The sequence below is a fragment of the Pseudomonas sp. S2_E01 genome (genome assembly GCF_054668365.1).
On sequence record NZ_CP162762.1, the window covers coordinates 3,089,830 to 3,114,973 of the forward strand.

The 25,144-nt window shown below is 60.9% G+C and carries 22 protein-coding genes; 11 read left to right on the forward strand and 11 right to left on the reverse strand.

The genetic code is table 11. The annotated features are described in order from the left end of the window. Positions 1–32: 32 nt before the first annotated feature. Complete coding sequence (locus AB4O36_RS14110) at positions 33–1,409, reverse strand: glutamine synthetase family protein (RefSeq protein ID WP_460126174.1); 1,377 nt, start codon at positions 1,407–1,409, stop codon at positions 33–35. A 280-nt stretch (positions 1,410–1,689) separates the two neighbouring features. On the opposite strand from AB4O36_RS14110, the gene AB4O36_RS14115 reads away from it, so the two are divergent. The 4 genes from AB4O36_RS14115 (at position 1,690) to AB4O36_RS14130 (ending at position 5,684) form a co-directional block, all read left to right on the forward strand. Further along, complete coding sequence (locus AB4O36_RS14115; protein WP_460142060.1) at positions 1,690–2,451, forward strand: gamma-glutamyl-gamma-aminobutyrate hydrolase family protein; 762 nt, start codon at positions 1,690–1,692, stop codon at positions 2,449–2,451. 298 nt (positions 2,452–2,749) lie between these two features. Continuing rightward, positions 2,750–3,892 (forward strand): polyamine ABC transporter ATP-binding protein, encoded by a 1,143-nt coding sequence (gene potA / locus AB4O36_RS14120; RefSeq protein ID WP_460126178.1) that lies wholly within the window; start codon positions 2,750–2,752, stop codon positions 3,890–3,892. 29 nt (positions 3,893–3,921) lie between these two features. After that, the gene (locus AB4O36_RS14125) at positions 3,922–4,803 is read left to right on the forward strand and encodes an ABC transporter permease subunit (protein ID WP_460126738.1); all 882 of its coding nucleotides are present in this window, start codon (positions 3,922–3,924) and stop codon (positions 4,801–4,803) included. Next, entirely contained in the window at positions 4,800–5,684 is an 885-nt protein-coding gene (locus AB4O36_RS14130) for an ABC transporter permease subunit (RefSeq protein WP_460126180.1), read from the forward strand. Before AB4O36_RS14125 ends, AB4O36_RS14130 begins: the two co-directional genes overlap by 4 nt. Positions 5,685–5,902: 218 nt before the next feature. Here AB4O36_RS14130 and thpR read toward each other — a convergent pair whose 3' ends face one another. Then, positions 5,903–6,430, reverse strand: a complete 528-nt coding sequence (gene thpR / locus AB4O36_RS14135; protein WP_460126182.1) for an RNA 2',3'-cyclic phosphodiesterase — start codon at positions 6,428–6,430, stop codon at positions 5,903–5,905. A gap of 60 nt (positions 6,431–6,490) precedes the next feature. On the opposite strand from thpR, the gene AB4O36_RS14140 reads away from it, so the two are divergent. Then, complete coding sequence (locus AB4O36_RS14140) at positions 6,491–6,685, forward strand: hypothetical protein (protein WP_460126184.1); 195 nt, start codon at positions 6,491–6,493, stop codon at positions 6,683–6,685. Between the two features lie 12 nt (positions 6,686–6,697). Here the strand turns inward: AB4O36_RS14140 and AB4O36_RS14145 are convergent, their stop codons facing one another. Continuing rightward, positions 6,698–7,051, reverse strand: a complete 354-nt coding sequence (locus AB4O36_RS14145) for a DUF1428 domain-containing protein (RefSeq protein WP_460126186.1) — start codon at positions 7,049–7,051, stop codon at positions 6,698–6,700. Between the two features lie 2 nt (positions 7,052–7,053). Beyond that, positions 7,054–8,139, reverse strand: a complete 1,086-nt coding sequence (locus AB4O36_RS14150; RefSeq protein ID WP_460142061.1) for a hypothetical protein — start codon at positions 8,137–8,139, stop codon at positions 7,054–7,056. A 393-nt stretch (positions 8,140–8,532) separates the two neighbouring features. On the opposite strand from AB4O36_RS14150, the gene AB4O36_RS14155 reads away from it, so the two are divergent. Continuing rightward, positions 8,533–8,793, forward strand: a complete 261-nt coding sequence (locus AB4O36_RS14155) for a hypothetical protein (protein ID WP_460126190.1) — start codon at positions 8,533–8,535, stop codon at positions 8,791–8,793. Between the two features lie 13 nt (positions 8,794–8,806). On the opposite strand, the gene AB4O36_RS14160 is transcribed toward AB4O36_RS14155, so the two are convergent. Further along, on the reverse strand, positions 8,807–9,697 hold the full coding sequence (locus AB4O36_RS14160) for a LysR family transcriptional regulator (protein ID WP_460142062.1): 891 nt from the start codon (positions 9,695–9,697) through the stop codon (positions 8,807–8,809). 124 nt (positions 9,698–9,821) lie between these two features. On the opposite strand from AB4O36_RS14160, the gene AB4O36_RS14165 reads away from it, so the two are divergent. The 3 genes from AB4O36_RS14165 (at position 9,822) to AB4O36_RS14175 (ending at position 13,954) form a co-directional block, all read left to right on the forward strand. Beyond that, complete coding sequence (locus AB4O36_RS14165; RefSeq protein ID WP_460142063.1) at positions 9,822–11,240, forward strand: MFS transporter; 1,419 nt, start codon at positions 9,822–9,824, stop codon at positions 11,238–11,240. Between the two features lie 162 nt (positions 11,241–11,402). Further along, positions 11,403–12,779: a pyridoxal-phosphate dependent enzyme gene (locus tag AB4O36_RS14170; protein WP_460126196.1), complete on the forward strand. Its 1,377-nt coding sequence runs from the start codon at positions 11,403–11,405 to the stop codon at positions 12,777–12,779. Continuing rightward, complete coding sequence (locus tag AB4O36_RS14175; protein WP_460142064.1) at positions 12,776–13,954, forward strand: cystathionine gamma-synthase; 1,179 nt, start codon at positions 12,776–12,778, stop codon at positions 13,952–13,954. Before AB4O36_RS14170 ends, AB4O36_RS14175 begins: the two co-directional genes overlap by 4 nt. A 57-nt stretch (positions 13,955–14,011) precedes the next feature. Here AB4O36_RS14175 and AB4O36_RS14180 read toward each other — a convergent pair whose 3' ends face one another. Beyond that, the gene (locus AB4O36_RS14180; RefSeq protein ID WP_460142065.1) at positions 14,012–15,112 is read right to left on the reverse strand and encodes a polyamine ABC transporter substrate-binding protein; all 1,101 of its coding nucleotides are present in this window, start codon (positions 15,110–15,112) and stop codon (positions 14,012–14,014) included. A gap of 749 nt (positions 15,113–15,861) precedes the next feature. On the opposite strand from AB4O36_RS14180, the gene AB4O36_RS14185 reads away from it, so the two are divergent. Next, positions 15,862–18,447 carry a bifunctional diguanylate cyclase/phosphodiesterase gene (locus AB4O36_RS14185; RefSeq protein WP_460142066.1) on the forward strand — a complete coding sequence of 862 codons (2,586 nt, stop codon included), beginning with the start codon at positions 15,862–15,864 and terminating at the stop codon, positions 18,445–18,447. Between the two features lie 177 nt (positions 18,448–18,624). Beyond that, on the forward strand, positions 18,625–18,897 hold the full coding sequence (locus AB4O36_RS14190; protein WP_460142067.1) for a DUF2790 domain-containing protein: 273 nt from the start codon (positions 18,625–18,627) through the stop codon (positions 18,895–18,897). Between the two features lie 56 nt (positions 18,898–18,953). Here AB4O36_RS14190 and AB4O36_RS14195 read toward each other — a convergent pair whose 3' ends face one another. The 5 genes from AB4O36_RS14195 to AB4O36_RS14215 form a co-directional block, all read right to left on the reverse strand. After that, entirely contained in the window at positions 18,954–19,886 is a 933-nt protein-coding gene (locus AB4O36_RS14195) for a LysR family transcriptional regulator (RefSeq protein WP_460142068.1), read from the reverse strand. A 62-nt stretch (positions 19,887–19,948) separates the two neighbouring features. After that, on the reverse strand, positions 19,949–20,899 hold the full coding sequence (locus AB4O36_RS14200) for an aldo/keto reductase (RefSeq protein WP_460126208.1): 951 nt from the start codon (positions 20,897–20,899) through the stop codon (positions 19,949–19,951). Between the two features lie 19 nt (positions 20,900–20,918). Beyond that, positions 20,919–22,397 carry an efflux transporter outer membrane subunit gene (locus AB4O36_RS14205; RefSeq protein ID WP_460126210.1) on the reverse strand — a complete coding sequence of 493 codons (1,479 nt, stop codon included), beginning with the start codon at positions 22,395–22,397 and terminating at the stop codon, positions 20,919–20,921. Positions 22,398–22,416: 19 nt separating this feature from the next. Further along, positions 22,417–23,868: a DHA2 family efflux MFS transporter permease subunit gene (locus AB4O36_RS14210; RefSeq protein WP_460126212.1), complete on the reverse strand. Its 1,452-nt coding sequence runs from the start codon at positions 23,866–23,868 to the stop codon at positions 22,417–22,419. After that, positions 23,865–25,004 carry an HlyD family secretion protein gene (locus AB4O36_RS14215; RefSeq protein WP_460126214.1) on the reverse strand — a complete coding sequence of 380 codons (1,140 nt, stop codon included), beginning with the start codon at positions 25,002–25,004 and terminating at the stop codon, positions 23,865–23,867. Before AB4O36_RS14215 ends, AB4O36_RS14210 begins: the two co-directional genes overlap by 4 nt. Positions 25,005–25,144 lie beyond the last annotated feature (140 nt).

Here is a 25,144-nt window from a genome sequence, read left to right on the forward strand (position 1 = left end):
ATGCTCGCTCCTACAGGGGGGGCGTGGATGGCTCAGACCGTATGCAAGTACCAGTTGTACTCAAGGTCGGAGATCGAGTTTTCGAACTCGGCCAGCTCGCTTTCCTTGCACGCCACAAACACATCGATGTACAGCGGGTCGATGTACTTGGCCATCACCTCGCTGTCGTCGAGCACGCGCAGGGCGTCGCGCAGGTTGTTCGGCAGGCTTTGCTCGTTCTGCTCGTAGCTGTTGCCTTCCACCGGGGCGCCCGGCTCGATCTGGTTGGTCAGGCCGTGGTGAATACCGGCCAACACCGACGCCATCAGCAAATACGGGTTGGCGTCGGCACCGGCCACGCGATGCTCGATGCGCACGGCATCCGGAGAACCGGTCGGCACACGGACCGCTACGGTACGGTTGTCGATGCCCCAGCTCGGCGAGTTCGGCACATAGAACTGCGCGCCAAAACGGCGGTACGAATTGACGTTCGGGCACAGGAACGCCATTTGCTCAGGCAGGGTTTCCAACACCCCCCCGATGGCGTGACGCAGCGCGGTGTTCTGCTCGGGGTCTTCGCTGGCGAAGATGTTGTTGCCGGCCTTGTCGAGGATCGAAATGTGCACGTGCAGGCCGTTGCCCGCCTGACCCGGATACGGCTTGGCCATGAAAGTGGTGTCCATCTCGTGGTCGTAGGCGATGTTCTTCACCAGACGCTTGAGCAATACCGCGTAGTCGCACGCCTTGATCGGGTCGTTGACGTGATGCAGGTTCACTTCGAATTGCGCCGGGGCGCTTTCCTTGACGATGGCGTCAGCGGGGATGCCCTGCTCTTTCGCGCCCTCGAGGATGTCTTGCAGGCAATCGACGTATTCGTCGAGGTCGTCGATCAGGTACACCTGGGTCGACATCGGACGCTTACCCGAAACCGGCGAGCGTGGCGACTGCGGACGACCGTTCACGTTGTCCTGGTCGATCAGGTAGAACTCCAGCTCGAACGCGGCGCAGATGGTCAGGCCCATGTCGTCGAACTTGCTGACGATCTGGCGCAGCACTTCGCGTGGGTCGGCGAAGAATGGCTGGCCTTCCAGTTCATGCATGGTCATCAGCAGTTGCGCGGTCGGACGCTTCTGCCAGGGCTCGATGCTGAGGGTGCCGGGGATGGGAAAACAGATCCGGTCGGAGTCACCGATGTCCAGGCCCAGGCCGGTGCTTTCCACCGTGGAGCCATTGATATCCAGGGCAAACAGCGACGCCGGCAGGTTGATGCCTTTTTCGTACACCTTATGAAGACTGGTGCGTTCGATGCGCTTGCCGCGCACCACACCGTTCATGTCCGCAATCAGAAGGTCGACGTACAAAACCTCAGGATATTTCTTAAGGAATGCGTTTGCTTCGTTGAGTTGAACGGTACGCAGAGGGACCGACATGATGCACCTATTAGCTGTTAATTATTATGTTCACCGCACTTTCGCCGAGCCAGTCAACCCGAACGGCAAAGTGAAGTCAATAGCGAACACCCACCCTTTCACCCTTTATTTTCTGGGCTTTTCAGCGGACAGAAACATCAAATCGATCTGGAACACGGCGCAAATCCTGAGGATCCGACGTGCGGCGTTTAGAATTTTTTACATGGCAGTTGTCAATTAAAATCAACAAGGCTAAGCTCCGGAAAAGCTCGTTCAAGTGTCAAACTTCGAGGTGATAAAAATGGCATTCAAGCCATTGATCGGCGTTACTGCATGCGTCAAACAGATTGGCCTGCACCCCTACCACATCAGCGGCGACAAATACGTGCGTGCTGTCAGTGTTGCCGCATTGGGGATGCCAGTGGTCATTCCTTCCCTGGGTGAACTGACGGAAATCACCGAAGTGCTCACCCATCTCGACGGTCTGCTGTTGACCGGCTCGCCCTCGAACGTGGAGCCCTACCACTATCAAGGCGCGGCCAGCGCCCCCGGCACGGACCACGACCCGGCGCGGGACGCCACCACCCTTCCTCTTCTGCGTGCCGCGATTGCCGCCGGCGTTCCGGTACTGGGCATCTGCCGAGGCTTCCAGGAAATGAACGTGGCCTTCGGCGGCAGCCTGCACCAGAAGGTGCACGAACTGCCTGGCATGCTCGATCACCGCGAAGCCGACAGCCCGGAGCTGGCGGTGCAATACGCCCCCGCGCATGCGGTCACGGTGCAACCCGGTGGCGTGTTCGAAAAGCTGCAATTGCCAGCCGAGTTCATGGTCAATTCGATTCACAGCCAGGGCATCGACCGTCTGGCGCCAGGCTTGCGGGTTGAAGCGATTGCGCCAGATGGCTTGATCGAGGCGATTTCGGTGGACCACAGCCCGACCTTTGCCGTCGGCGTGCAATGGCATCCGGAATGGCAGGTGCTGTCGAACCCGCCTTACCTCAGCATTTTCCAGGCGTTCGGTGATGCCTGCCGGCGACGGGCCGCGCTGCGTAAGACTCGCTAAGTATCCAAACCCTTTACTGCCCCCGTGAGGAACGGGCGTGCCTTTGCGCGCCGGTTTCTGGCGATAACAAACCGCATCAACAACAAAAAGTACGACCCAGGCAAACCCGAGAGAAACACCGCCCCCTGTAGGAGCGAGCATGCTCGCGATGGCCGCCAACGATAACGCTGGCGGCCTGGATGCCCGCGGTGTCTGGACATCCATCGCGAGCATGCTCGCTCCTACAGGGGGTGTTGGGGGTTTGCAATCACCTATTAAGCCGGGCCGCGTTGGCCCGACGACCTGTTGGGAGTTTCACATGGCAAACGCCTCCAGCACTTACAGGAAGGCCCTTGAAGGTCACCAATCACCGAAAAAGGTGTTGGTGAAAGTCGACCGCGTCACCAAGAAATTCGACGAAACCATCGCAGTGGATGATGTCTCCCTGGAGATTCATCAGGGCGAAATCTTTGCCCTGCTCGGCGGTTCGGGTTCTGGCAAATCGACCCTGCTGCGCATGCTCGCCGGGTTCGAGCGCCCGACCGAAGGACGGATCCTGCTCGACGGCGTGGACATCACCGACATGCCGCCGTACGAGCGGCCCATCAACATGATGTTCCAGTCGTACGCCCTGTTCCCGCACATGACGGTCGCGCAGAACATCGCCTTCGGTCTCAAGCAGGACCGTTTGCCCGCCAGCGAGATCGACGCCCGTGTGGAAGAGATGCTGCGCCTGGTGCACATGACCCAATACGCCAAGCGCAAACCCCATCAACTGTCCGGCGGCCAGCGCCAGCGCGTGGCCCTCGCCCGCTCCCTGGCCAAGCGCCCCAAGCTGTTGCTGCTCGACGAACCGATGGGCGCTCTGGACAAAAAGCTGCGTTCGCAAATGCAGCTGGAACTGGTAGAAATCATCGAGCGCGTCGGCGTGACCTGCGTGATGGTGACCCACGACCAGGAAGAGGCCATGACCATGGCCCAGCGCATCGCGATCATGCACCTGGGCTGGATCGCCCAGATCGGCAGCCCGGTGGACATCTATGAAGCACCGGTCAGCCGCATGGTCTGTGAATTCATCGGCAACGTGAATGCCTTCGACGGCACCGTGGTGGAAGACCTTGAAGGCCACGCGATCATCCACAGCCCGGACCTGGAGCAGAAGATCTACGTCGGCCACGGCGTCAGTACTTCAGTGGAAGACAAGTCGATCACCTACGCGATTCGCCCGGAAAAACTGCTGGTCAGCACCACCCAGCCGGATTTCCGCTACAACTGGTCGGCAGGCAAGGTCCATGACATCGCCTACCTCGGCGGGCATTCGGTGTTCTACGTCGAGCTGCCAGGCGGCAAGATCGTCCAGTCGTTCATGGCCAACGCCGAACGCCGTGGCGCGCGACCGACCTGGGACGACCAGGTCTACGTGTGGTGGGAAGACGACAGCGGCGTGGTACTGCGCTCATGAGTACTCATCGCCAGCAACTCATGCGTTTTGTGCCCAGCGGCCGCAAGATCGTCATCGGCATTCCGTTTTTGTGGCTGTGCCTGTTTTTCCTGTTGCCGTTCTTCCTGGTGATGAAGATCAGCTTCTCGGAAGCGGCGCTGGCCATCCCACCCTACTCCGAGATCTACACCTACGCCGAACAGAAGCTGCAACTGTTCATGAACGTCGGCAACTACCTGATGCTGACCGAGGATGAACTGTACATTTCGGCCTACTTCGGCTCGTTGAAAGTGGCGTTTCTCAGCACGCTGATGTGCCTGTTGATCGGTTTCCCGATGGCGTACGCGATCACCAAAACGAGCAAGGACACGCAAAACGTCCTCTTGCTGTTGATCATGATGCCGACCTGGACCGCCATCCTGATACGTGTCTACGCGTGGATGGGTATTCTGAGCAACAACGGCCTGCTCAACGCGTTCCTGATGTGGACCGGGCTGACCAGTCACCCGATCGAGATCCTCAATACCAATACCGCCGTTTATATCGGAGTGGTTTACGCCTACCTGCCGTTCATGGTCCTGCCGCTCTACGCCAACCTGGTCAAGCACGATCACAGTTTGCTGGAGGCCGCGTCAGACCTGGGCTCGAGCAACTTCAACAATTTCTGGAAGATCACCGTGCCACTGGCCAAGAACGGCATCATCGCCGGCTGCATGCTGGTGTTCATTCCGGTGGTGGGCGAGTTTGTGATTCCGGAACTGCTGGGCGGCCCGGAAACCCTGATGATCGGCCGCGTGCTGTGGCAGGAGTTCTTCAACAACCGCGACTGGCCGGTGGCGTCTGCCCTGGCGGTGGTGATGCTGTTGATCCTGATCGTACCGATTCTGTTGTTCAACCGTAGCCAGGCCAAAGAGATGGAGGGTCGGGGATGAAACGCGCAAGTTTTTCAACGTTCATGCTGGTGTTCGGGCTTGCCTTCATTTACCTGCCGATGCTGATCCTGGTGATCTACTCGTTCAACGCCTCGAAACTGGTGACGGTGTGGGGCGGCTGGTCGGTGAAGTGGTACACCGGTTTGCTCGACAACACGCAACTGATGGGCTCGGTGTTGCGCTCACTGGAGATCGCCTGCTACACGGCGGTGGCGGCCGTGGCGCTGGGCACACTGGCGGCGTTCGTCCTGACTCGCGTCACCCGCTTCAAGGGCCGCACCCTGTTCGGTGGCCTGGTCACCGCGCCGCTGGTGATGCCGGAAGTCATCACCGGTCTGTCGCTGTTGCTGCTGTTCGTGGCCATGGCGCAACTGATCGGCTGGCCAATGGAACGTGGCATCGTCACCATCTGGATCGCCCACACCACGTTCTGCGCCGCCTATGTGGCGGTGGTGGTGTCCTCGCGCTTGCGTGAGCTGGACCTGTCCATTGAAGAAGCGGCGATGGACCTGGGGGCGAAACCCTTCAAGGTGTTTTTCCTGATCACCATTCCGATGATCGCCCCCTCCCTGGCGGCGGGCGGCATGATGTCGTTCGCCCTGTCGCTGGACGATCTGGTGCTGGCCAGCTTCGTCTCGGGCCCGGGCTCCACCACCCTGCCGATGGAAGTGTTCTCGGCGGTGCGCCTGGGCGTGAAGCCCGAGATCAACGCCGTGGCCAGCCTGATCCTGCTCGCGGTGTCTTTGGTGACCTTCCTGGTCTGGTATTTCGGTCGCCGCGCCGAGGCCACCCGTAAGCGGGCGATCCAGGAAGCCATGGACCAGACCGCCAGCGAAGCCTGGCAACCCGCCGCAAAACAGGCAGCACCTGCGACGGCGTAGTGCCGATTTGAGATTGCTATCGCGAGCAAGCTCGCTCCTACAGGGTCTCGCGGCGCTCACAATATCTGTGGGAGCGAGCCTGCTCGCGATGAGCCCAGCAGGACCCTATGTTTTCCGTTCACGCAGCGCCTTACCACCGCTGCACTCTCTCTGCAGAACGGCCTCACCTGGCTTCCTCGGTTAAGGTGAGCTTGGGCGCCCTCCTCGGGCGCCTTTTTTTATAGGGGCCATTCGGCCAGCGCCCGATAACGGCCCTTGTGCGATTCGAACAGGGCAAACCGGTCGGCCCGCAGGAAGAACTCCGGCGGCGTCGCCGACTCAGGCACCGGCTCGCGAAAATCGCGCATCAAGGTCAGGTGCGGCCTGAACTCTTTAGGTGCCTCTTCCAACCCGAACGGCAACATCGCCTGTTCCAGCGCATACGCCAGGCGCAACAACGCCGGCGGCGGCTGTTCGCACGCCAGCACCAATGCCCCGGCACGACGCCAGACATCGACTCGATCCAGCGCCACCCTCAACACGCCCGGTGTCTGGACCTTGCCCACGGCAGTGCAGATCTCGCCAATCTTCCCCACTTCCACCGCCCCCAGGAACAACAAAGTCAGGTGAAAATTCTCTGCCGGGACCGGTTTCCCGTGACGCAGCCGCAATTCGCCACGCCAACGGGCAATGGCCTTGCGCTGCTCGGGCGCGCAGCCCAAGGCAAAGAACAGCCGTTTCATCGGCTCGCGGGTTTCGTCGCTCACGCCTGGCACCTCCTGACATGCACGTTATAGTTCAAGCATCCGAATGAACGGGACAGGGCCATGCGAGAAATCATCAGCAAAGAGCCATGGTGGGCCAACCCACCGCAACCGGGACAGAAGGAGTCAGAGCTGGAATGGGGCTGGCTGGTTCACTATAGCGAAGGTGAGCCGCGTTTCGAATTTGTCAGGGTGCGCCCGACCGACAGCGAGATCCGTAACCGCAAGAGTTGCAGGATCACTCCGACGCCGGAGTGATCCTGCCCCCGGTCAGGCCTGCAGGAGGATGTCGAAGCCGCCGAAAATCACTCGCTGACCATCGAATGGCATCGGGTTAACGTCATTCTGCATACGCGGGTCAGCCATCATTTTCTGCATGCCGGCCTCGCGGGTCGCCTTGTCCGGCCAGACGATCCAGGCAAACACCACGGTTTCGTCGGCCTTGAGTTTCACTGCCTGGGGAAACGACGTCACTTTGCCATCCGGCACGTCTTCGCCCCAACACTCGACAATGCTCAGAGCGCCGTTCTCCTTGAAGATCGCGGCGGTGGTTTTTGCATGTTGTTCGAATTTAACGCGGTTGGCGGTGGGCACTGCAATCACGCAGCCATCAACGTAGGCCATGGTCATTCTCCAGCGTAGGGTTGAGGGTCGAACTGCTGGTTAGTCGCTTCAGGCGGGCTCCAATCGACAGTGCCGCCCCCCGAACTGACCGACGGCACTTCGGCACTGCCTGCCAGATTGCCCTCGATCTGCCCTGCCATGTACAACGTCCCGGCCATCACGCCTGTCGTCGGGTTCTGCACCAGTTTTATCCAGGCCTTATCGAAGGTGTTGCCAAGGCTGCTTCGGATCAGTGCTTCGCTGTCGGGGCGGTCGCTGGCCTGGATCAGCGCGCGAATCCCCGCTACGCCCACGGTAATCAGCCCCCCGGCAAGCTTGCCGGCAGCCGCCGCCACCGCACTGGCCGCGCCACGCGGTGCCATTTCCGCTTCCATGCGTTGGCTGGCGCGCCTGGCCACCGGCGCCATCGCGGTGTTCGTGTTATCAACGCCCTTGTCGCCACCGGCCTTGTGGATCTTGTCGATCAGCGCCGCGTACGCCGGCAAGGTGTTCAGCGGCTGGGTGTGCACCACTTGATACAACGAAGCGTCCCGCGCGGGCGGTGGGCCGAGGGCGATGGCCGGGACTTTTTGCAGGCGCCCGTTGAGCTGGGCCATGGGCACGCCGTAGCGCTGGGAGATTTTCTGCAGTTCTTCCTGGAGGATGTCGACGTAGAACGCCGTGGACAGGGCAAGAATCTGGTCAGGGTCGATTTCAACCGCGACCGGGTTGAGCACACGCTCCTGATATTCCTCAAGCAAATAGTCGGCCAGGCGCCTGGCGGAGGCATCCTGCTCACCCTGGGCGCTGATGGTGTACCAACTGACCTTCATCGACAGCCATTCCTGGGTCCAGTAGCTGCTGAACCAGGGGATGAAGTTTTCTTCGGTCAACTGATAGACACGGGTTCGCCAGTACTCCATGGCGCCACGGCTGTAGATCTTGGTCTGCTCGGTCGCCGAACGCGAGGCGTCGACAATGTCCCGGTCGACTTGCTGCCAGGTGCCTTGCGAAATGATCACTGGCGGCGATGGCGGTGGCGCGCGCGAAGTCGTGGCGCATCCGGCCAGGATGATCAGCACGGCGACGAACAGCGAACGCGGGTTCAAGGTCGCGGCGTCCACGGTGGGTAGGGGGTGAGATGAAGTATAGCTCTGGGGTTTTTGGGGTGTATGTAAGGGCCTCATCGCGGGCAAGCCCGCTCCCACAGTGTTTTGTATTGGATGATGGATTTGTGAACAACCCAGATCCCTGTGGGAGCGGGCTTGCCCGCGATGGGGCCGGCAAGAACAGCCCAAACCCCAACCATCACCCCCATCGATATTCACAATCGCCACGAATGCCTTCCGCCCCGCCATCGTCAGCGTAGGATCGAACTCAACCCGACACACACCCCAACTGGAGGGGCCCATCATGCTGATTCATCTTTTGACCTGCCTGGCCCTGACAGCCATCACGCTGAGTGTTTTCGCGTGGTACGTCCTGACCGAGGAGTGCGCGTAATGATCCACATCGTCAATCTCACCGTGAGCTTTCCAGTCTTCGGCAAGAACTACTACTCGCAACAGGTGGTCTCACGCAAAACCCGTTCGCTGGTGTTCAACAAGCAATTCGACGACTTGCTGATGCCTGCCGCTACCCATCACTTCAGCAATGAAGTGGTCGGGCTCAACGATCAGTTTCGCTTCCTCAACGACGTACTGGCCGAACATCTGCTGGATGTCGAACTGGCCAGGCAAGGGTCGCGCTCGTTCACCTTCTGATGTTCGTCAGGGTTTACTGCCCGCAGACCTCCCGCACACAGCCGCGCAACCAGCGATGCACAGGGTCCGCGTCCATGCGCGGATGCCAGAGCATCGCCACTGTAAAGGGCGGCAGCGAAATCGGCAGCTCGAAACTGTGCATGCCTGTGCGCAGGCTTTCGGTGTAGTGCGCCGGGATGGTGGCGATCAAGTCGGTGGTGCGAGCGAGCGCCAGCGCGGTGGAAAAGCCTGCGACCGAGGTCACGATGTGCCGTTGCAGGTTCAATTGCGCCAGCGCTTCGTCCACCGGCCCCTTGTCCAGACCGCGCCGGGATACTGCAACGTGGCCGCATGCAGCAAATCGCTGGGCCGTTATCTCCCCCTTGCTGAGCGGATGCCCTGCGCGCACCACGCCAATAAAACGGTCACGAAACAACCCCTGGGTGCGTAGCTCGGGGCTTGCAGAATCCCCCACCACGCCGGTCTCCAGATCCACACTGCCCTCTCGTAGCGCGGCGCTGTCCTTGTCCGGCTTGCCGACGAAACGCAGACGAACGCCCGGCGCCTGCTCGGCCACCCGGCCAATCAGCGCCGCGCCAAAGCTGTCGACAAAGCCTTCGCGGGTGCGCAGGGTGAAGGTGCGCACCAACTGGCCCAGGTCCGGCTGTTGGGCCGGGCGCAGCATCGCTTCGGCTTCCTGTACCAGAAAACCGACCCGCTCGCGCAACTCCTGCGCACGCGGCGTGGCCACCAAACCGCGTCCTGCGCGCACCAGCAAAGGGTCGCCGGTGGTTTCCCGCAGCCGGGCCAGCGCCCGGCTCATGGCCGAGGGGCTAAGCCGAAGGCGTTTCGCCGCCCGTGCCACACTGCCCTCGGTCAGCAGCACATTCAGCGTCACAAGCAAGTTGAAATCGGGAGTGGACATCGTTCGCCCCTTAAAAGTGAGATGGCGCTGGATGCACGAGTAAAGTGCAAACCATGCGCCTTCCGCCATGTTAGGCGCGGGCGTAGATTTCCGATAGCACTCATCGCCCATCAGGAGACGCCCAATGAAGTCGACGACCGCCACCGCAGACAGCGCACCGCAAACACCCGCCGTGCGCTGGGCATTGGTCAGTCTTTCGCTGTCGATGTTGCTGTCTTCGTTGGGCACCAGCATTGCCAACGTCGGCCTGCCCACCTTGGCGCAGGTGTTCGATGCGAGCTTCCAGCAGGTGCAGTGGGTGGTGCTTGCCTACCTGCTGGCCATCACCACGCTGATCGTCAGCGCCGGCCGGCTGGGTGACCTGGTCGGTCGTCGTCGCCTGTTGCTCACGGGCATTGCGGTATTTTCCCTGGCCTCCCTCCTGTGCAGCCTGGCGCCGACGCTGGGCTGGTTGATCGGGGCCAGGACAGTGCAAGGTCTCGGCGCAGCGGCGATGATGGCGCTGACCATGGCGTTTGTCGGCGCCACGGTGCCCAGGGAGAGAACCGGCAGCGCGATGGGCCTGCTGGGGACGATGTCGGCGATCGGCACCGCGACAGGGCCATCACTGGGTGGGCTGCTGATCGAAGGGTTTGGCTGGCAGGCGATCTTCCTGGTCAGCGTTCCCCTGGGCGCGCTGGGCTGGTTTCTTGCCTATCGCTTCCTGCCCGCCGATCGCCCTCGCGCGACGGCTGTTCACGAGGGTTTCGACCTGATCGGCACGGCGCTGCTGGCCATGACATTAGCCGCCTATGCGCTCGCGGTAACCTTGGGGCGGGGGCATTTTGCGGCCATGAACCTGGCGTTGCTGCTGGGTGCAACGGTCGGCCTGGGTTTGTTTGTATTCGCCCAGACCCGGGTGGCTTCGCCACTGATTCGCCTGACGCTGTTTCGCAATCCGGTGCTGAGCGGCGGCCTGGCGATGAGCACGCTCGTGGCGACGGTGATCATGACGACGCTGGTCATCGGGCCGTTCTATCTTGCCCATGGTCTTGGGTTGCAGCCGATGGTGACCGGATTGGTGTTGGCGGTTGGCCCCTGCGTGGCGGCGGTTACCGGACTGCCAGCCGGGCGCGTCGCCGACCGGTTCGGCGCCCAGCGCATGACCACGGCGGGATTGGTGGCAATGGCGCTCGGTTGCCTGGCGCTGTCGCTGTTGCCACAGACGGTCGGTATTGCGGGTTACGTGGTGCCGATGGTGGTGCTGACCCTTGGCTACGCCGTGTTCCAGACCGCAAACAATACAACGATCATGAGCGATGTGACGGCTGACCGGCGTGGCGTCGTCGCGGGCATGATCAGCCTGTCACGCAACCTCGGTCTGATCACCGGAGCGTCGGTGATGGGCGCGGTGTTCGCCTTCGCCTCACAGACCGCCGAGGTTGCCAGCGCCTCGCCGCAGGCGATTGGGTATGGGATGCGGGTGACGTATGGGGTGGCTTTGGGGTTGATCCTGTTGGCGCTGGCACTCTCCTGTAGGAGCGAGCTTGCTCGCGATTCGTAGTGTCATTCGATTCAAATGGTGACTGGCACACCGCATCGCGAGCAAGCTCGCTCCTACAGGGGGGCGGTGCGGGTGGGCGACCGTTGGCCGTGCCAGGTTGCGGGGGGCGTCTTCGCGGCCTATGGTCCAAGCAGTGCCTTGGTTCACGAAGGAGTTGACCCCATGCCGACTGAATCCCGCCCTGCCGTCCTCGAACTGATCGGCAACACGCCGCTGGTGCGTGTCAGCCGCTTCGATACCGGCCCCTGCACGCTGTTTCTCAAGCTCGAATCCCAGAACCCCGGCGGTTCGATCAAGGACCGAATCGGCTTGGCGATGATCGACGCCGCAGAACGCGACGGTCGGTTGAAGCCCGGCGGCACCATCGTCGAAGCCACCGCCGGCAACACCGGATTGGGCCTGGCCCTGGTTGGTCGTGCCAAAGGCTATCGAGTGGTCCTGGTTGTGCCGGACAAGATGTCCACCGAGAAAGTGCTACACCTCAAGGCCATGGGCGCCGAAGTGCACATCACCCGTTCCGACGTCGGCAAGGGCCACCGCGATTATTACCAGGACGTCGCCGCACGGCTGGCCCTGGACATTCCCGGCGCGTTCTTCGCTGACCAGTTCAACAACCCGGCCAACCCGCTGGCGCATGAATGCAGCACCGCACCGGAAATCTGGGCGCAAACCCAGCATGACGTCGATGCCATCGTCGTCGGTGTCGGTTCTGCCGGTACGTTGACCGGGCTGACCCGGTTCTTCAAGCGGGTACAACCGGACCTGGAAATGGTGCTGGCCGATCCCGTGGGTTCGGTGATGGCCGAATACAGCCGCAGTGGCACCATGCCCACCCCCGGTTCGTGGGCGGTGGAAGGCATCGGCGAGGACTTCATACCTTCGATCGCCGACCTCTCCAGCGTACGCCACGCCTACTCGATCAGCGACGAGGAAAGTTTCGATCACGCCCGCCAACTTTTGCGCGCCGAGGGCATTCTCGGCGGCTCGTCCACCGGCACCCTGCTGGCCGCCGCGTTACGCTACTGCCGCGCGCAAACCGAGCCTAAACGCGTGGTCAGCTTCGTCTGTGATACGGGCACCCGTTATCTTTCCAAGGTCTACAACGATCAATGGATGAACGACCAGGGCTTGCTCAAGCGCAAACCCTACGGTGATTTGCGCGACGTGATCGCCCGGCGTTTCGAGGACGGTCGTGTGGTCAGCGTCAGCCCCGACGACACCCTGTTGACCGCGTTCCAGCGCATGCGCCTGGCGGACGTGTCGCAGTTGCCGGTACTGGCGGACGGTCGGAAACTGGTTGGGGTGATCGACGAATCCGACATTTTGCTGGGCATGCGGGAGGATCCCACGCACTTTCGCTTGACCGTGGCCAGCGCAATGACCGACAAAGTGGAAACCCTGCCCGCCAGCGCCAGCCTGGCCGAGTTGCAGGTGGAACTCGATCGCGGCCTGGTCGCGATCATCGCCGACGCCGCAGGCTTTCATGGCCTGATCACCCGCGTCGACCTGCTCAATCATTTGCGGAGATCCCTTGCATGAGTCAACACGATGAGAACGCAGCACCACGCGCCTTCGCCACGCGGGTGATCCACGCCGGGCAAGCGCCAGACCCGACCACCGGGGCATTGATGCCACCCATCTACGCCAACTCCACCTACCTGCAAGACAGCCCCGGCGTGCACAAGGGCTTCGATTACGGTCGCTCGCACAACCCGACGCGTTTTGCCCTGGAGCGTTGCGTTGCTGACCTTGAGGGCGGCACCCAGGCCTTCGCCTTCGCCTCCGGGCTGGCGTCGATTTCCACGGTGCTGGAGCTTCTGGACGCCGGCTCGCACATCGTTTCCGGCAACGACCTGTATGGCGGCACCTTCCGTCTGTTCGACAAGGTCCGCAAGCGCAGCGCCGGGCACCGTTTCAGTTTCGTCGACCTGACCAACCTGTCGAACTTCGAGGCCGCGTTGCAGGACGACACACGCATGGTCTGGGTCGAGACGCCGAGCAACCCGCTGCTCAGCCTGACCGACCTCGCCGCCGTCGCCCGTCTCTGCCGCGCACGCGGCATTATCTGCGTGGCCGACAACACCTTCGCCAGCCCGTGGATCCAGCGCCCGCTGGAGTTGGGTTTCGACATCGTGCTGCACTCGACCACCAAATACCTCAACGGCCACTCCGATGTGATCGGCGGCATTGCGGTGGTGGGCAACAACCCCGAACTGGCCGAACGCCTGGGCTTTCTGCAAAACTCGATTGGCGCGATCTCGGGCCCGTTCGACGCGTTCCTGACCTTGCGCGGGGTGAAGACCCTGGCGCTGCGCATGGAGCGTCATTGCAGCAATGCGCTGGAGCTGGCGCAATGGCTGGAAAGCCAACCCCAGGTGGCGCGTGTCTATTATCCTGGCCTGCCTTCACACCCGCAGCATGAACTGGCGAAACGGCAGATGCGCGGTTTTGGCGGAATGATTTCCATTGACCTGAACACCGATCTGGCGGGCGCGCGGCGCTTCCTGGAAAACGTGCAGATCTTTGCCCTGGCCGAAAGCCTGGGCGGCGTGGAGAGCCTGATCGAACACCCGGCCATCATGACCCACGCCACCATTCCCGCCGAGACGCGTGCGCAATTGGGCATTGGCGATGGGTTGGTGCGGATGTCGGTGGGGGTTGAGGATGTGGAGGATTTGCGCGCCGACCTGGCGCAGGCGTTGGCGAAAATATGACATGAACCTGTAGGAGCGAGCATGCTCGCTCCTACAGGGGGCGGCGTGGGTTGTCTGTTATTTATCCGACTTGATGCTGGTCCAGACCCGCGTCCGTACCCGCTCCATTTTCTGCGGTAGCGGCTGCACGACGTACAGGGTTTTCAGAGCCTCAGGGGTCGGCGTGAGGTTCGGATTGCCGGTGATTTCCTTGTTGATCAGCGGCAGCGAATCCTTGTTGGCGTTGGGGTAGCCAAGGAAATCGCTGATCGGCGCGATGACTTTCGGGTCCATCAGGTTGTTGAGAAACGCGTGGGCTTCTTCGACGTTCTTCGCACTTTTCGGAATGGCGAAGGTGTCGAACCAGATCGGCGCCCCACTCTTCGGCAACCGCCACTCGACCACCACGCCGTTGCCGGCTTCCTTGGCGCGGTTGCCAAACTGGTAGAAGCTGCCGGAATAACCGATGGCGACGCAGATGTCACCGTTGGCAATGTCGGTCATGTACTTGGCGGAGTTGAAGTAGGTGACGTACGGGCGCACCTTCATCAGCAATTCCTTGGCTTTTTCGTAGTCTTCAGGCTTCTGGCTGTTGGGGTCCAGGCCCAGGTACTGCAAGGCAATCGGCAGGATCTCCGACGGCGAATCGAGCATGGCCACGCCGCAGGATTTCAGCTTTTCCATGTATTCGGGCTTGAACACCAGGTCCCAGCTATCCACTGGCGCGTTGTCACCCAGCGCCGCCTTGACCTTGGCCGGGTTGAAGCCGATCAGCACGGTGCCGTACATGTAGGGCACACCGTACTGGTTGCCCGGGTCGTTCTTGTCCAGCAGCGCGAGCAACGCCGGATCCTGGTGGGACCAGTTCGGCAGCTTGGACTTGTCCAGTTTCTGGAAGACACCCGCCTTGATCTGGGTTTCGATGAACTGGTTGGATGGCACCACCAGGTCGTAGCCGGAGTTGCCGGTCAGTAACTTGGCTTCCAGCGCTTCGTTGGTGTCGAAGGTGTCCCAGGTCACTTTGATCCCGGTTTTCTGGGCGAAATCCTTGGGGACCGACGGCAGGATGTAGTCCGCCCAGTTGTAAACCCGCAGCTCCTGATCCTTGGCCTGCACGGCGCTGGCCAGTAGCGTCAGCCCACAAACAGTGGCGCCCAGTATGCGTTTCATCGTGACCATGAAGAATTCCCCAAGTGTGTCGCGTTGGTTTTTATGTTCTGTACACGGCAGGTCTTGAAATTGCCCCAAGGCAATGAAAACAGGATTCTAGTTGTGGTTTGGCGAACGTGCAGCGACAGCGATGTGGCTTCGATTCTTGCTGACGGGGTGTGGGGTTTCATAGTGCGAGGTCGGCCAAAAGGGGATCGATATGGCCAAAAAGGATGTCCTTGGTAATGGAATCACTGTGGGAGCGGGCTTGCCCGCGATGGCGGCTGATCAGTCAATGAAGAGGCCGACTGTAGTGCCCCCATCGCGGGTAAGCACGCTCCCACAGGGGAAGGAATACACTTGGGAAGTACGCACAAAAACGTCAAAGCCCGCACAAGGCGGGCTTTGGTTTAAGTAGGTGGCCGGTGCTGGTCTCCGGCTTACAAGGTTTCTCAGGCCTCTCACACCAGGCAATGTGCTCAGGTGCTTCACACGGCATAAGGGCTGGATCTCAGCGCGGAGATCTTTCTAACCGTGTACCCTTCGGGACGCGCCCCACGTGTCCTTGCCATCCGCTTGCGCATCAGTCTGCGTCTTCACCTACATCTGCAAGATTAGCCCATACGCGCAGCCGTGAAGGCCGATCTTTAGATCGATTCGATTCTTCAAGCTGTATCACGCGCCAAAAAACGCGAGTTGCCGGCTCTCGCTGACTCTCAGGGAACATCGACGCTCACCGCCCCTCTAGATGATGAGACAACGAATCAAGGACGAAGACGATGCCGCCCACCGCACCCACTATCCATGCGCCCACCCGGCAAAAAAACATCACGCAGAAACTCGCTCTCGCAATCGGCCTGCTGTTCCTGGCCGGTGTTTGCGTGGCCTTCGGCGCGCTATTCAGCATCGCTCGCCAGCTCGACGCGCAGGATATTGCCAAGACCCGGTTCTACGCCGCGCGCGCACTGGAAAACAGAATTACCACATCCAAAAACTACATCACCAGCTATGCCTACTGGACCACGGCCTACGACCACTTGAATGGGGTCGTCGACACCGATTGGGCCTACGTTGACCAAAACATGGGCAAAACGCTATTCACCTCCGATGGGTACGAGGGCGTTTTCGTCATCAATCGCAAAGGCACGCAATATGCGGTAGTGCGTGGGCAATGGGTCAACGCACAGATCTCCGAGTACCTGCACACCAGTGCCGACAAGCTGATCGAACAGATCCGTAACCTTCCGGACCTGAGCAAACCCATCAATACTTTCACGCTGTTCGAAGGCTGGCCCGCGCTCGTGACATTCGCAGCGGTGATCCCCAATGACGAGCGGCCGTTGGGCGACCGCATGGACGCTTCGGTCCTGGTGTTCGTCGATCAGTTGACCCCGACCAAACTTCGCAAAATGGGCAGCAGCTACGGGCTGCACAACCTGAACCTGATCCAGGATACGACGCTCACACCCGAGCAGCCCAACGTGCCATTGGACAGCACGGGGTACAGCCTGATCGCCGAACTGGAGCGACCCGGCCGCCATCTGCTGTGGTCTCTGCTCCCGCCATTGGGTGGCGCCTTTGTGGTGCTGATGTTGCTGACCGCCTATTTCTTTCGACATGCGCTGCGCTCATCACATTACGTCGACTCCAGCTACGAGCAGTTGCAGACCTCCAATCGGGCGTTGGAAAGTGCCAATAACGCGCTGGAAGCCAGTGAAGAGCGCTTTCGCGCGGTGGCTGAAGCGGCATCGGACTGGATCTGGGAAGTCGACATAGGCCAGTCGATCACCTACCTCTCCGAACGATTCAGCGCGGTGACCGGCTTCCCCAGAGAACAATGGCTGGGGCAAAACCTCGAAAAGCTGCTGTTCTGCGACACCACCCCACTGAGCTTGTGGTTGAGCAAATTGAAAGAAGAAACCGACACCAGCGATCTGCGCTGCCTCTACCGGGATCATCTGGGACAGCAGCGTTTTTGCCGAGTGTCGGCACGGCCGATCATTGACCGCAATACCGTCATTGGCTACCGGGGAACCGCCAGCGATATCACTGATGAAGTCGCCGCGCATGCCCAGATTCAGCATCTGTCCCTGCACGACGCGCTGACCGGCCTGCCCAATCGAAATAAGCTCGCACGTTATCTTGAAGAAGCCCTGCACCTTAAGGACCAGGCTGCACCGCTGACCGTATTGATGATCGACCTGGACAATTTCAAGCCCATCAACGATTCATTGGGACACCCCGCCGGCGACGCGGTTTTACAGGAAATCGGCGTACGTCTGCGCGAGTGCACCCGTGACCACGACATCGTGGCCAGGCTCGGTGGCGACGAATTTGTCGTGGTGTTGCACGGCGTGGACAGTCACGCAGAGGTCGACAAGTTCTGCGCCCGACTGGTGGCCAGCTTGCATCAGCCGATCCCCTACGAACACCACTCCCTGCATGTCGGCGCCAGCCTGGGCATCGCTTTAAGCCGGCGTCAGGGTCATGTGCCCGCCGAGTTGCTGCGCTGCGCGGACATCGCCCTGTATCAATCCAAAGCGCAGGGCAAGAATACCTGGAGTTACTTTGAAGCCCACATGAGCGAGCAGATCCATCAGCGTCGGCAATTGGAAACCGATCTGCGCCAGGCCATCGGCAACAACGAGTTGGTATTGCATTACCAACCCAGGTACAAGGTGGACGGCAAGCAGATTGTCTCGGTGGAAGCGCTGGTACGCTGGCAGCACCCGACCGAAGGCCTGCTCGGGCCGGACCGCTTCATTTCGCTGGCCGAACAGACCGACCTGATCGTTCCGCTGGGTCGCTGGGTGTTGCGTGAAGCCTGTGAGACCGCCCTGACTTGGCCAAGTGAATTGTTGCTGTCGGTCAACCTGTCGCCGGCACAATTCGCTCGCAGTGATGTGGTCGAGGATGTGCGCGAGGTACTGGTCGCCACCCGATTCCCGGCCAGTCGCCTGGAACTGGAGATCACCGAAAACGTCATGCTCAACGACACCGATGGCGCATTGGCGACCATGGTCGCGCTGAAGGAGCTGGGCGTGCGTCTGAACATGGATGACTTCGGTACCGGGTACTCATCCCTGGGTTACTTGCGCGCCTACCCTTTCGACGGCATCAAGATCGACAAACGCTTCATTGCGTCGATGAGCAACGGCAGCAATGACCGGGCCGTAGTGCAGGCGATCATTGGTCTGGGCAAGGCCATGGGCTTGACGGTGACCGCTGAAGGCGTGGAAACCGAGGAGCAACTGGAGATCCTCGGCACGGATGAATGCCATGAAGTTCAGGGTTACTTCATGAGCCGCCCCATTGATAAGGACGACTTTGCCGAGCTGTTGCAGGCAGCCAGAACCCCTTCATGAAAATGTAGGGGTCTGCCCCCCCCTGCGGATACTTGTTGATTTCGGCAACAGTGTTTGTCCAGCGGGGCGCTGTTTGCAAACGAGGTAACCCCCTAGCATCGATTTCACCCCAAGAGCCAATGCTTCAGCGCACAGCGCTCCTGGGACATTCACTGAAATCGATCGAGGGTCAAGACCATGAACGTGTTCAAAGCATTGATGTTGGTTGCATTCGCCGCCGCTGCCGCGCCGGCATTTTCCGCTGATGATTCCACTCAAACTGAGGGTCATCCGGCCTCGGCCGAGACTTACCACTACGGTATGAAACTCGACATACAGAAGGTCATCAGCGTCTCGGAAATCGCCAACGAGTGTGCACGCGTCCCGGCGCAGATGACCTACGAGGACTCGCAGGGCAAACGCCACATCCTGAAGTATCAAGTGATGGGCACTGGCTGCTCGGCCGGTTGATCAACGTGCGGATGCTGGAGGGTCGACACTCCATGCCTGCCGCTTGCCGCAAGACGTTAACCTGATGCACCCACAACCTGTTCATCCTCCGCCAGCAACAGGGGCATGCAGCCCTTGAGAAACTCCACCCAGGTCCTGATTTTCGCATCAACGAACTTGCGCGACGGGTAAATCGCGTACAGGTTGAACTCCTCGAAGTGATACTGCGGTAATACCCGCACCAACGTTCCCGCCTTCAAGCCTGCGACCGCAGAAGCAATCGGCTGAATCCCGATGCCCATCCCGTGACTGATGGCCACCGTCATCGCGTCGGCGGTATTGACGTGAAAAGGCGAGTCCGCCAGGTTCACGGTCTCCATGCCCTCGGGCCCTTCGAACATCCAGCTGTCCACCGGCATGACCGTGTTCACGATCCTCAGACAATCGTGCCCCGCCAGTGCTTGCGGCGATTGGGGACAGCCCCGTTTGCGCAGGTAATCGGGTGAGGCGCAGAGGATGCTGTAGGTCGTTCCCAACCGTTGCGCAACAAACCCCGAATCGGGCAAGTCCCGGGCCAGCACGATCGACATGTCGTAGCCTTCCTCCAGCAAATCGGGTATGCGATTGGTCAGGGCAAGGTCGAACATCACCGTCGGATGTGTCTCGCGGTATTGAGCGATGGCATCGATCACATAGTGATTGCCGATGGCCGACATCGCATGAATCTTCAGCCGACCCATCGGCGTGGTATGCGCCGTGCCGGCTTCGTCATCGGCTTCGCGCACCTGATCGAGAATAACCTCACAGCGTTGCAGGTAGCGGACCCCGGCTTCGGTCAACGCCAGGCGTCGGGTAGTCCGATTGATCAGGCGCGTTTGCAGCCTGGCTTCCAGGCCGGTGATTGCCTTGGACACGTTGGTCGTGGTGGTGTCGAGGACCTGCGCCGCCGCCGTGAAGCTGCCGCTTTGCGCGACGGCAACGAAAAAACGCATGGTCTGGAAAAGGTCCATCGCTTGCCTCGCGGGAGAATGAAAAAGGACGACCTTCAGAAGGCCGCCCTGCTCGCCTCCGATTATTGCTTGCGTGGGATAAATCCCGGAACGCCGGTTTCCACTACCGAATTGAAGCGTATCCGCGTGGTGATGTCCTCCTTGATTTCCAGCATCGCCCGCTGTGGCAAGGTGGACAGATCAAAGTTCTCACGAATATGGCTCGGTGTCGCCGACGTGGTCAAAAACGCCGTGCCACGCTGCACCGCCCAGGCGAGCGCCACTTGTGCCGGGGTTTTCCGTACGTGTCGGGCAATGCCAGTGATGACTTCATCCTCCAGGACATTGGGTTGCATGCCGTGGCCCAGCGGAGCAAACGCCAGGACGATGATGCCATGCGCCTTGCAGAACTCCAGCAACTCCCACTCCGGCAAATAGGGATGGGACTCGACTTGCACCACCGAGGGTTTAATCCGCGCCTGGGCGACAATGTCTTGCAACGCAGGCAGGGTGATATCCGACAGGCCGATCGCCTTGCACCGCCCTTCGTCCACCAGTTGCTCCAGCGCCCTCCATGTTTCGATCAGGGTCACGCCGGCGTCGTAGATGACGTTGCCCTGCTCATCGCGCGGGTCCTGGTTGTCCCCAGGTTGAAAGGCAAATGGCGTATGGATCAGGTAGCAGTCGATGTAGTCGACCTGAAGACGCCGACAACTGGCGTCGAACGCCGCTCGCACCCGCTCGGGACGGTGGTTGGTGTTCCACAGCTTGGTGGTGATGAACAGTTCTTCGCGGCGAATCGTTGCGCCGTCGAGCGCCTGCTTGAAAGCAACGCCGACGGCCTCTTCATTGCGATAACGTTCGGCGCAATCGAAATGCCGAAACCCGGCGGCCAGGGCGTGGGTGATGGCCTGGGTGGTGACACTCAGGTCGCGGAACAGCGTGCCGAACCCTACGGCCGGCATCCGGCCTGAGCCGTTGACCAGAGGAAACCGAGTATCGCGAAGTTCATCGTGAAACGCTTCATAAGACATGTGATTACTCCACTGTTTGTTACTGATACGAAAGATTGTGATGTTCGCCGGAGGCGACCCGTTGCTCGGAAGCACCGACGGCGTTGCCACCCAGCGCCACGTACAACTGCACGGTGTCGAGGTACTGCGCAGTCTTGGCGCGAATTTGGCCCAGCAACGCCTGCTGATAGGCTCGCTCCGTTTCAAGTATCTGAAGAATGCTGTTTTCCCCCTGGGCATAGGCTTGCTGATTCAACTGCAAGCTGGTTTGGGCAGCGCGCAGCGCTTCTTCCTGCGCACGGTTTTCCTCGGCGTCGTGGTTGATCGCCTGCAACGTGTCAGCGACCTGGCCAAACGAACTGATCACGGTCTGCTGGTAGCCGGCGAGCGTTGCCTTGTAGCCCTCCACCGCCTCCTGGCGCTGCGCCTCGAGCGTGCCCCCATCGAACAACGGGCCGGCCAGCCCGGCCGCGAATCCCCAGAGCGCCGCGCCGCCGTTGCCGGAAGCGGCTTGCGCCAATGACGCCGAGAGCGTGACGTGCGGATACAGATTGGCGGTCGCGACACCGATGGCAGCGCTGGCCATGTGCAACTGTGCCTCGGCTTGCAACACGTCCGGGCGGTCATGGGCCAACTCGGAAGGCAGGCTCACAGGCACATTGGCGGGCAAGACAAACTCGGCCAGGTCAAAGTCCGGAGCAATCCAGTCACCCGGCCCCTTGCCCGTGAGAATTGCCAGCGCGTGGCGTGCCGCGTCTCGCTGCTGCGCCAAGGGTGGCAACAGCGTACGGTCCTGGGCGAGCCGGGTTTCAGCCAGGGAAACATCGATCTGCGTGGTGCTGCCGTTGGCGTGGGCCATGCGCACAAGCGCGAGGTTGCGGGTGTCATTGGCCAGTAACTTTTCCACCGCCTGCATCTGCGCGTTAGCCGATGCAAGCAGCAACGCCTGGCTGGCAACATTGCCAGTCAGCGCCAGGTACGCGGCGTCATAGCGATGTTTCTGTAAGTCGCTGAACGCCTGCTGCTGTTCGACCTGGCGCTGGTTGCCTGCGAATACATCGAGGTCGAAACCAACCCGTGGGCCGATGGCGTAGAAATTGGAAATCGACGGTTCTTTAGCGTTATGAACCCGTTGGCGCCCCGCCTGTGCACCCAGATCAACTTGCGGATACAACGCACCTTGTGCCGCAGCCACAGAGGATGCGGCCTGCCGCAGGGTGGCGTCGGCCGCGACCAATTCCAGGTTGCCGTCAATTGCACGGCGCACCACCTGATCAAGCTTCGGCGATTGAAACGCCGACCACCAGTCGCCATTGATCCTCTGGCCCAGGCCAATACGCTGCTGCGCATGGCCGTCGCGGGTAAGGCGTTGCTCAGCCTGGCGGTCATAATGTTGCGACTGGCTCGGCGGCTGCATTTGATAGTCCGGGCCAACGGTGCAGGCACTCAGGAACGCCAACGCCGCCATGGCACCAAAGGTGTTGATGAACTTCGATGTGAAGCGTGCAGGAAATTTCATTGGGCAATCTCCACAAAATCTAGTGAGCCGCAACCGGCTTGCGCAGAAAGACAACCAGTGGACTGACCACCAGCATCGCCACCAGCAAAATCTTGAATTGACCCATCACCGCGATAAAAGCCGCCTGGTGAGTGATCAGGTGATTCAGCCCTTCCAGCGTTTGCAGAGAGCTCGATGCCAGGGCGTGATAGGGCGTGACCTGACTGGCCAGCGCCATGTGCATCGCCTGGGTGTTGTTGAAGAAGAACAGCTGTACAACCGCGACTCCCAGGGTGCTGCCGTACACCCGCAACAGGTTGAACAAGCCCGTGCCCTCCGGGCGCAGCGCCGGATCGAGGGTGCTGAACGCAACCTTGGCCAGCGCCGGCATCAGCATGCCAATACCGATGCCCTGAATCGCGCCCGCCACCGCCACTGGCGACCAGTCCATCAATGGCGAATAGCCGAGCATCAGCCAATTCGCGTAAACCACCACGGCCACTCCGCCCGCGATGAACCAGCGGCGATCGAAGCGTTCGGGCACCCGCCCCATCAACAGGAACGCGCCCACCAGACCGAGGCCACGGGGAATCGTCAGCGCCCCGGTGGTGTCCGGCGGGTAGCCGAGAATCTCGTCGAGCATCGGCGACGTCAGCGCCATGGTCGACAACAGCACAAAACCGACCGCGAAGAAGATGATCGTCGACAGCACGAAGTTGCGATCGGCGCACAGGCGCTTGTTGAGGAAATGCACTTTGCGGGTGAACAGGTGCACGGCAAACAGGTAAAAGCCCAGCGCGCTGCCCAACGCTTCCACCCAGATCTCGGTGGAGGCGAACCAGTCCAGGCGTTCGCCACGGTCAAGGACCATTTGCAGGCCGATCAACGCCAGTGTGAACGTGCCAAAGCCGAAGAAATCGAAGGCTGGTGCCTTGGCTGCTTTCTTCTCTTCCAGGCACAGCGCCATCACCATGAAGAGGTAGGCCGTCAGGGGAATGCTGATATAGAACGTCGCCCGCCAGTCGAAATGCTCACCGATCCAGCCGCCGATGCTCGGGCCGCTGGCGATGCCCAGCAGCACGACAGCGGTCCACGTCGCGCCAAACTTCATGCGTTTTTCCGGCGCCAGGGTCTCCAGGGCAATCGCCATCGACAGCGGCGCGATCACCCCGCTGGCCAGGCCCTGGATGATCCGCGCGCCGATGAACTGCAACGGCGTCGTTGCCAACGTGCCAAGAATCAAACCCAGCGCGAACAACACCAGCGTCGACAGGTACATGCGCTTCAAACCGAAACGCGCCGCCAACCATTGCGCCACGGGCATGGTGATGGCGCTCGCCGCCAGATACGCGGTGAAGATCCAGCCAGCCTGATCGTCGGTCATCGACAGGCTGCCCTGGATCAACCGCAATATCGCGTTCGGCAGCGGCAGGTTCGCCGACTGCATGTAGGTCGCCAGCAACGCGGCCAGCCTCAACGCCCGGGCGTTCATGACTCGGCACCGGCGGACAACAGCGCCTTGAGCGGATGCCACCAGGGCGTGCGATGACCGGTGTCGACCTTGACCGTGGCGCTGGTGCCCGAATACAGCGGCAGCGCCGGACTCGCCTCATCCAGCTCCAGCCGCACCGGCACCCGCTGTACCACCTTCACCCAGTTGCCAGTGGCATTCTCCGGGGGCAACAAGGCGAAGTCCGAACCGGCGCCGGGGCTCATGCTGGTGACGTGAGCCTTGAACAGGTGATCCGGATAGGTGTCGATGCGAATGGTGGCTTCCTGACCGGGACGCATGTGCGTGACGTCGGTTTCACGGAAGTTGGCCTCGATCCAGATTTCACGATCGGACAGCAGCGCGAACGCTGGTGCACCGTTGTTGACGTAGTTGCCGACCTGCAAATCGTCCACCTTGGCAACGATACCGTCGGCGGGCGCGTACACGGTCGCGTACGACAGGTACAACTGCGCCTCGTCGAGCTGCGTCCTCGCCTCGCGAACAGTCGGATGGCTGTCAGCATTGATGTTGGGATTGCCGTTCAAGGCGACAACGGTGTTGGCCAGCTGTTGCTCGACAGCGGCAATACGTTGGCGTGCGACTTTTACGTCGGTGTCGGCACGCTCGTAAACCGCGCGCGAGACAAAATCGGAAGCCACCAGCGCCTTCTTGCGAGCGAACTCTTTCTGATCGAACTCCGCCGACTCCCGGGCCGATTGCAATTCGGCCTGTTGCTGGCGATAACTGGCCTTGAGGCCGTCGATGCGCAGGCGTGCCACGCTCAACTGCGCTTCGGCGCGGTCTACCGCAATCTGCAAAGGCTTGGGGTCGATGCGAAACAGCACCTGGCCCTTTCGCACGAGTTGGTTGTCCTCGACGGCGATTTCGACCACCTGCCCGGAGATCCGCGCATTGACCGACGCCTTCGCCACTCGGGCGTAGGCGTTATCGGTGGAAACAAAGGGCTCGCCGGCCAAATAGTGCGCATAGCCGACCGCGGCGAAGAACGCCGGAACGCCGACCATCAACAGTGGCCGAATGCTTTCCTTGAGAGGTTTTCTGCCGGGTGCATCGCTCGGGTTCGGCTCGGGATGCGCATAGCTTTGTGTGGCTGGAATATCGAATTGCTTGGTCATGATCGAATGCACCTTTAACCGGGAAATCGGGCGGATGCCCACTCAAAACAGCCTTACCGTGCGCAAAACGGGGGATCACCCCGCCGCACCTGTTTCGTAGTCGCGCCACCCGGTTCGAGCTGCGCTTCAACAAACCTGCA

Coding starts and splice junctions, on each gene's coding strand:
- AB4O36_RS14195 (WP_460142068.1), bottom strand. CDS start 19,886: ATGGACCTTTTCCAGACCATGCGTTTTTTCGTTGCCGTCGCGCAAAGC.
- AB4O36_RS14175 (WP_460142064.1), top strand. CDS start 12,776: ATGAGTCAACACGATGAGAACGCAGCACCACGCGCCTTCGCCACGCGG.
- AB4O36_RS14155 (WP_460126190.1), top strand. CDS start 8,533: ATGATCCACATCGTCAATCTCACCGTGAGCTTTCCAGTCTTCGGCAAG.
- AB4O36_RS14205 (WP_460126210.1), bottom strand. CDS start 22,397: ATGAAATTTCCTGCACGCTTCACATCGAAGTTCATCAACACCTTTGGT.
- AB4O36_RS14210 (WP_460126212.1), bottom strand. CDS start 23,868: ATGAACGCCCGGGCGTTGAGGCTGGCCGCGTTGCTGGCGACCTACATG.
- AB4O36_RS14170 (WP_460126196.1), top strand. CDS start 11,403: ATGCCGACTGAATCCCGCCCTGCCGTCCTCGAACTGATCGGCAACACG.
- AB4O36_RS14200 (WP_460126208.1), bottom strand. CDS start 20,899: ATGTCTTATGAAGCGTTTCACGATGAACTTCGCGATACTCGGTTTCCT.
- AB4O36_RS14190 (WP_460142067.1), top strand. CDS start 18,625: ATGAACGTGTTCAAAGCATTGATGTTGGTTGCATTCGCCGCCGCTGCC.
- AB4O36_RS14115 (WP_460142060.1), top strand. CDS start 1,690: ATGGCATTCAAGCCATTGATCGGCGTTACTGCATGCGTCAAACAGATT.
- AB4O36_RS14185 (WP_460142066.1), top strand. CDS start 15,862: ATGCCGCCCACCGCACCCACTATCCATGCGCCCACCCGGCAAAAAAAC.
- AB4O36_RS14180 (WP_460142065.1), bottom strand. CDS start 15,112: ATGGTCACGATGAAACGCATACTGGGCGCCACTGTTTGTGGGCTGACG.
- AB4O36_RS14215 (WP_460126214.1), bottom strand. CDS start 25,004: ATGACCAAGCAATTCGATATTCCAGCCACACAAAGCTATGCGCATCCC.
- AB4O36_RS14140 (WP_460126184.1), top strand. CDS start 6,491: ATGCGAGAAATCATCAGCAAAGAGCCATGGTGGGCCAACCCACCGCAA.
- AB4O36_RS14130 (WP_460126180.1), top strand. CDS start 4,800: ATGAAACGCGCAAGTTTTTCAACGTTCATGCTGGTGTTCGGGCTTGCC.
- AB4O36_RS14160 (WP_460142062.1), bottom strand. CDS start 9,697: ATGTCCACTCCCGATTTCAACTTGCTTGTGACGCTGAATGTGCTGCTG.
- AB4O36_RS14110 (WP_460126174.1), bottom strand. CDS start 1,409: ATGTCGGTCCCTCTGCGTACCGTTCAACTCAACGAAGCAAACGCATTC.
- AB4O36_RS14165 (WP_460142063.1), top strand. CDS start 9,822: ATGAAGTCGACGACCGCCACCGCAGACAGCGCACCGCAAACACCCGCC.
- potA (WP_460126178.1), top strand. CDS start 2,750: ATGGCAAACGCCTCCAGCACTTACAGGAAGGCCCTTGAAGGTCACCAA.
- AB4O36_RS14145 (WP_460126186.1), bottom strand. CDS start 7,051: ATGGCCTACGTTGATGGCTGCGTGATTGCAGTGCCCACCGCCAACCGC.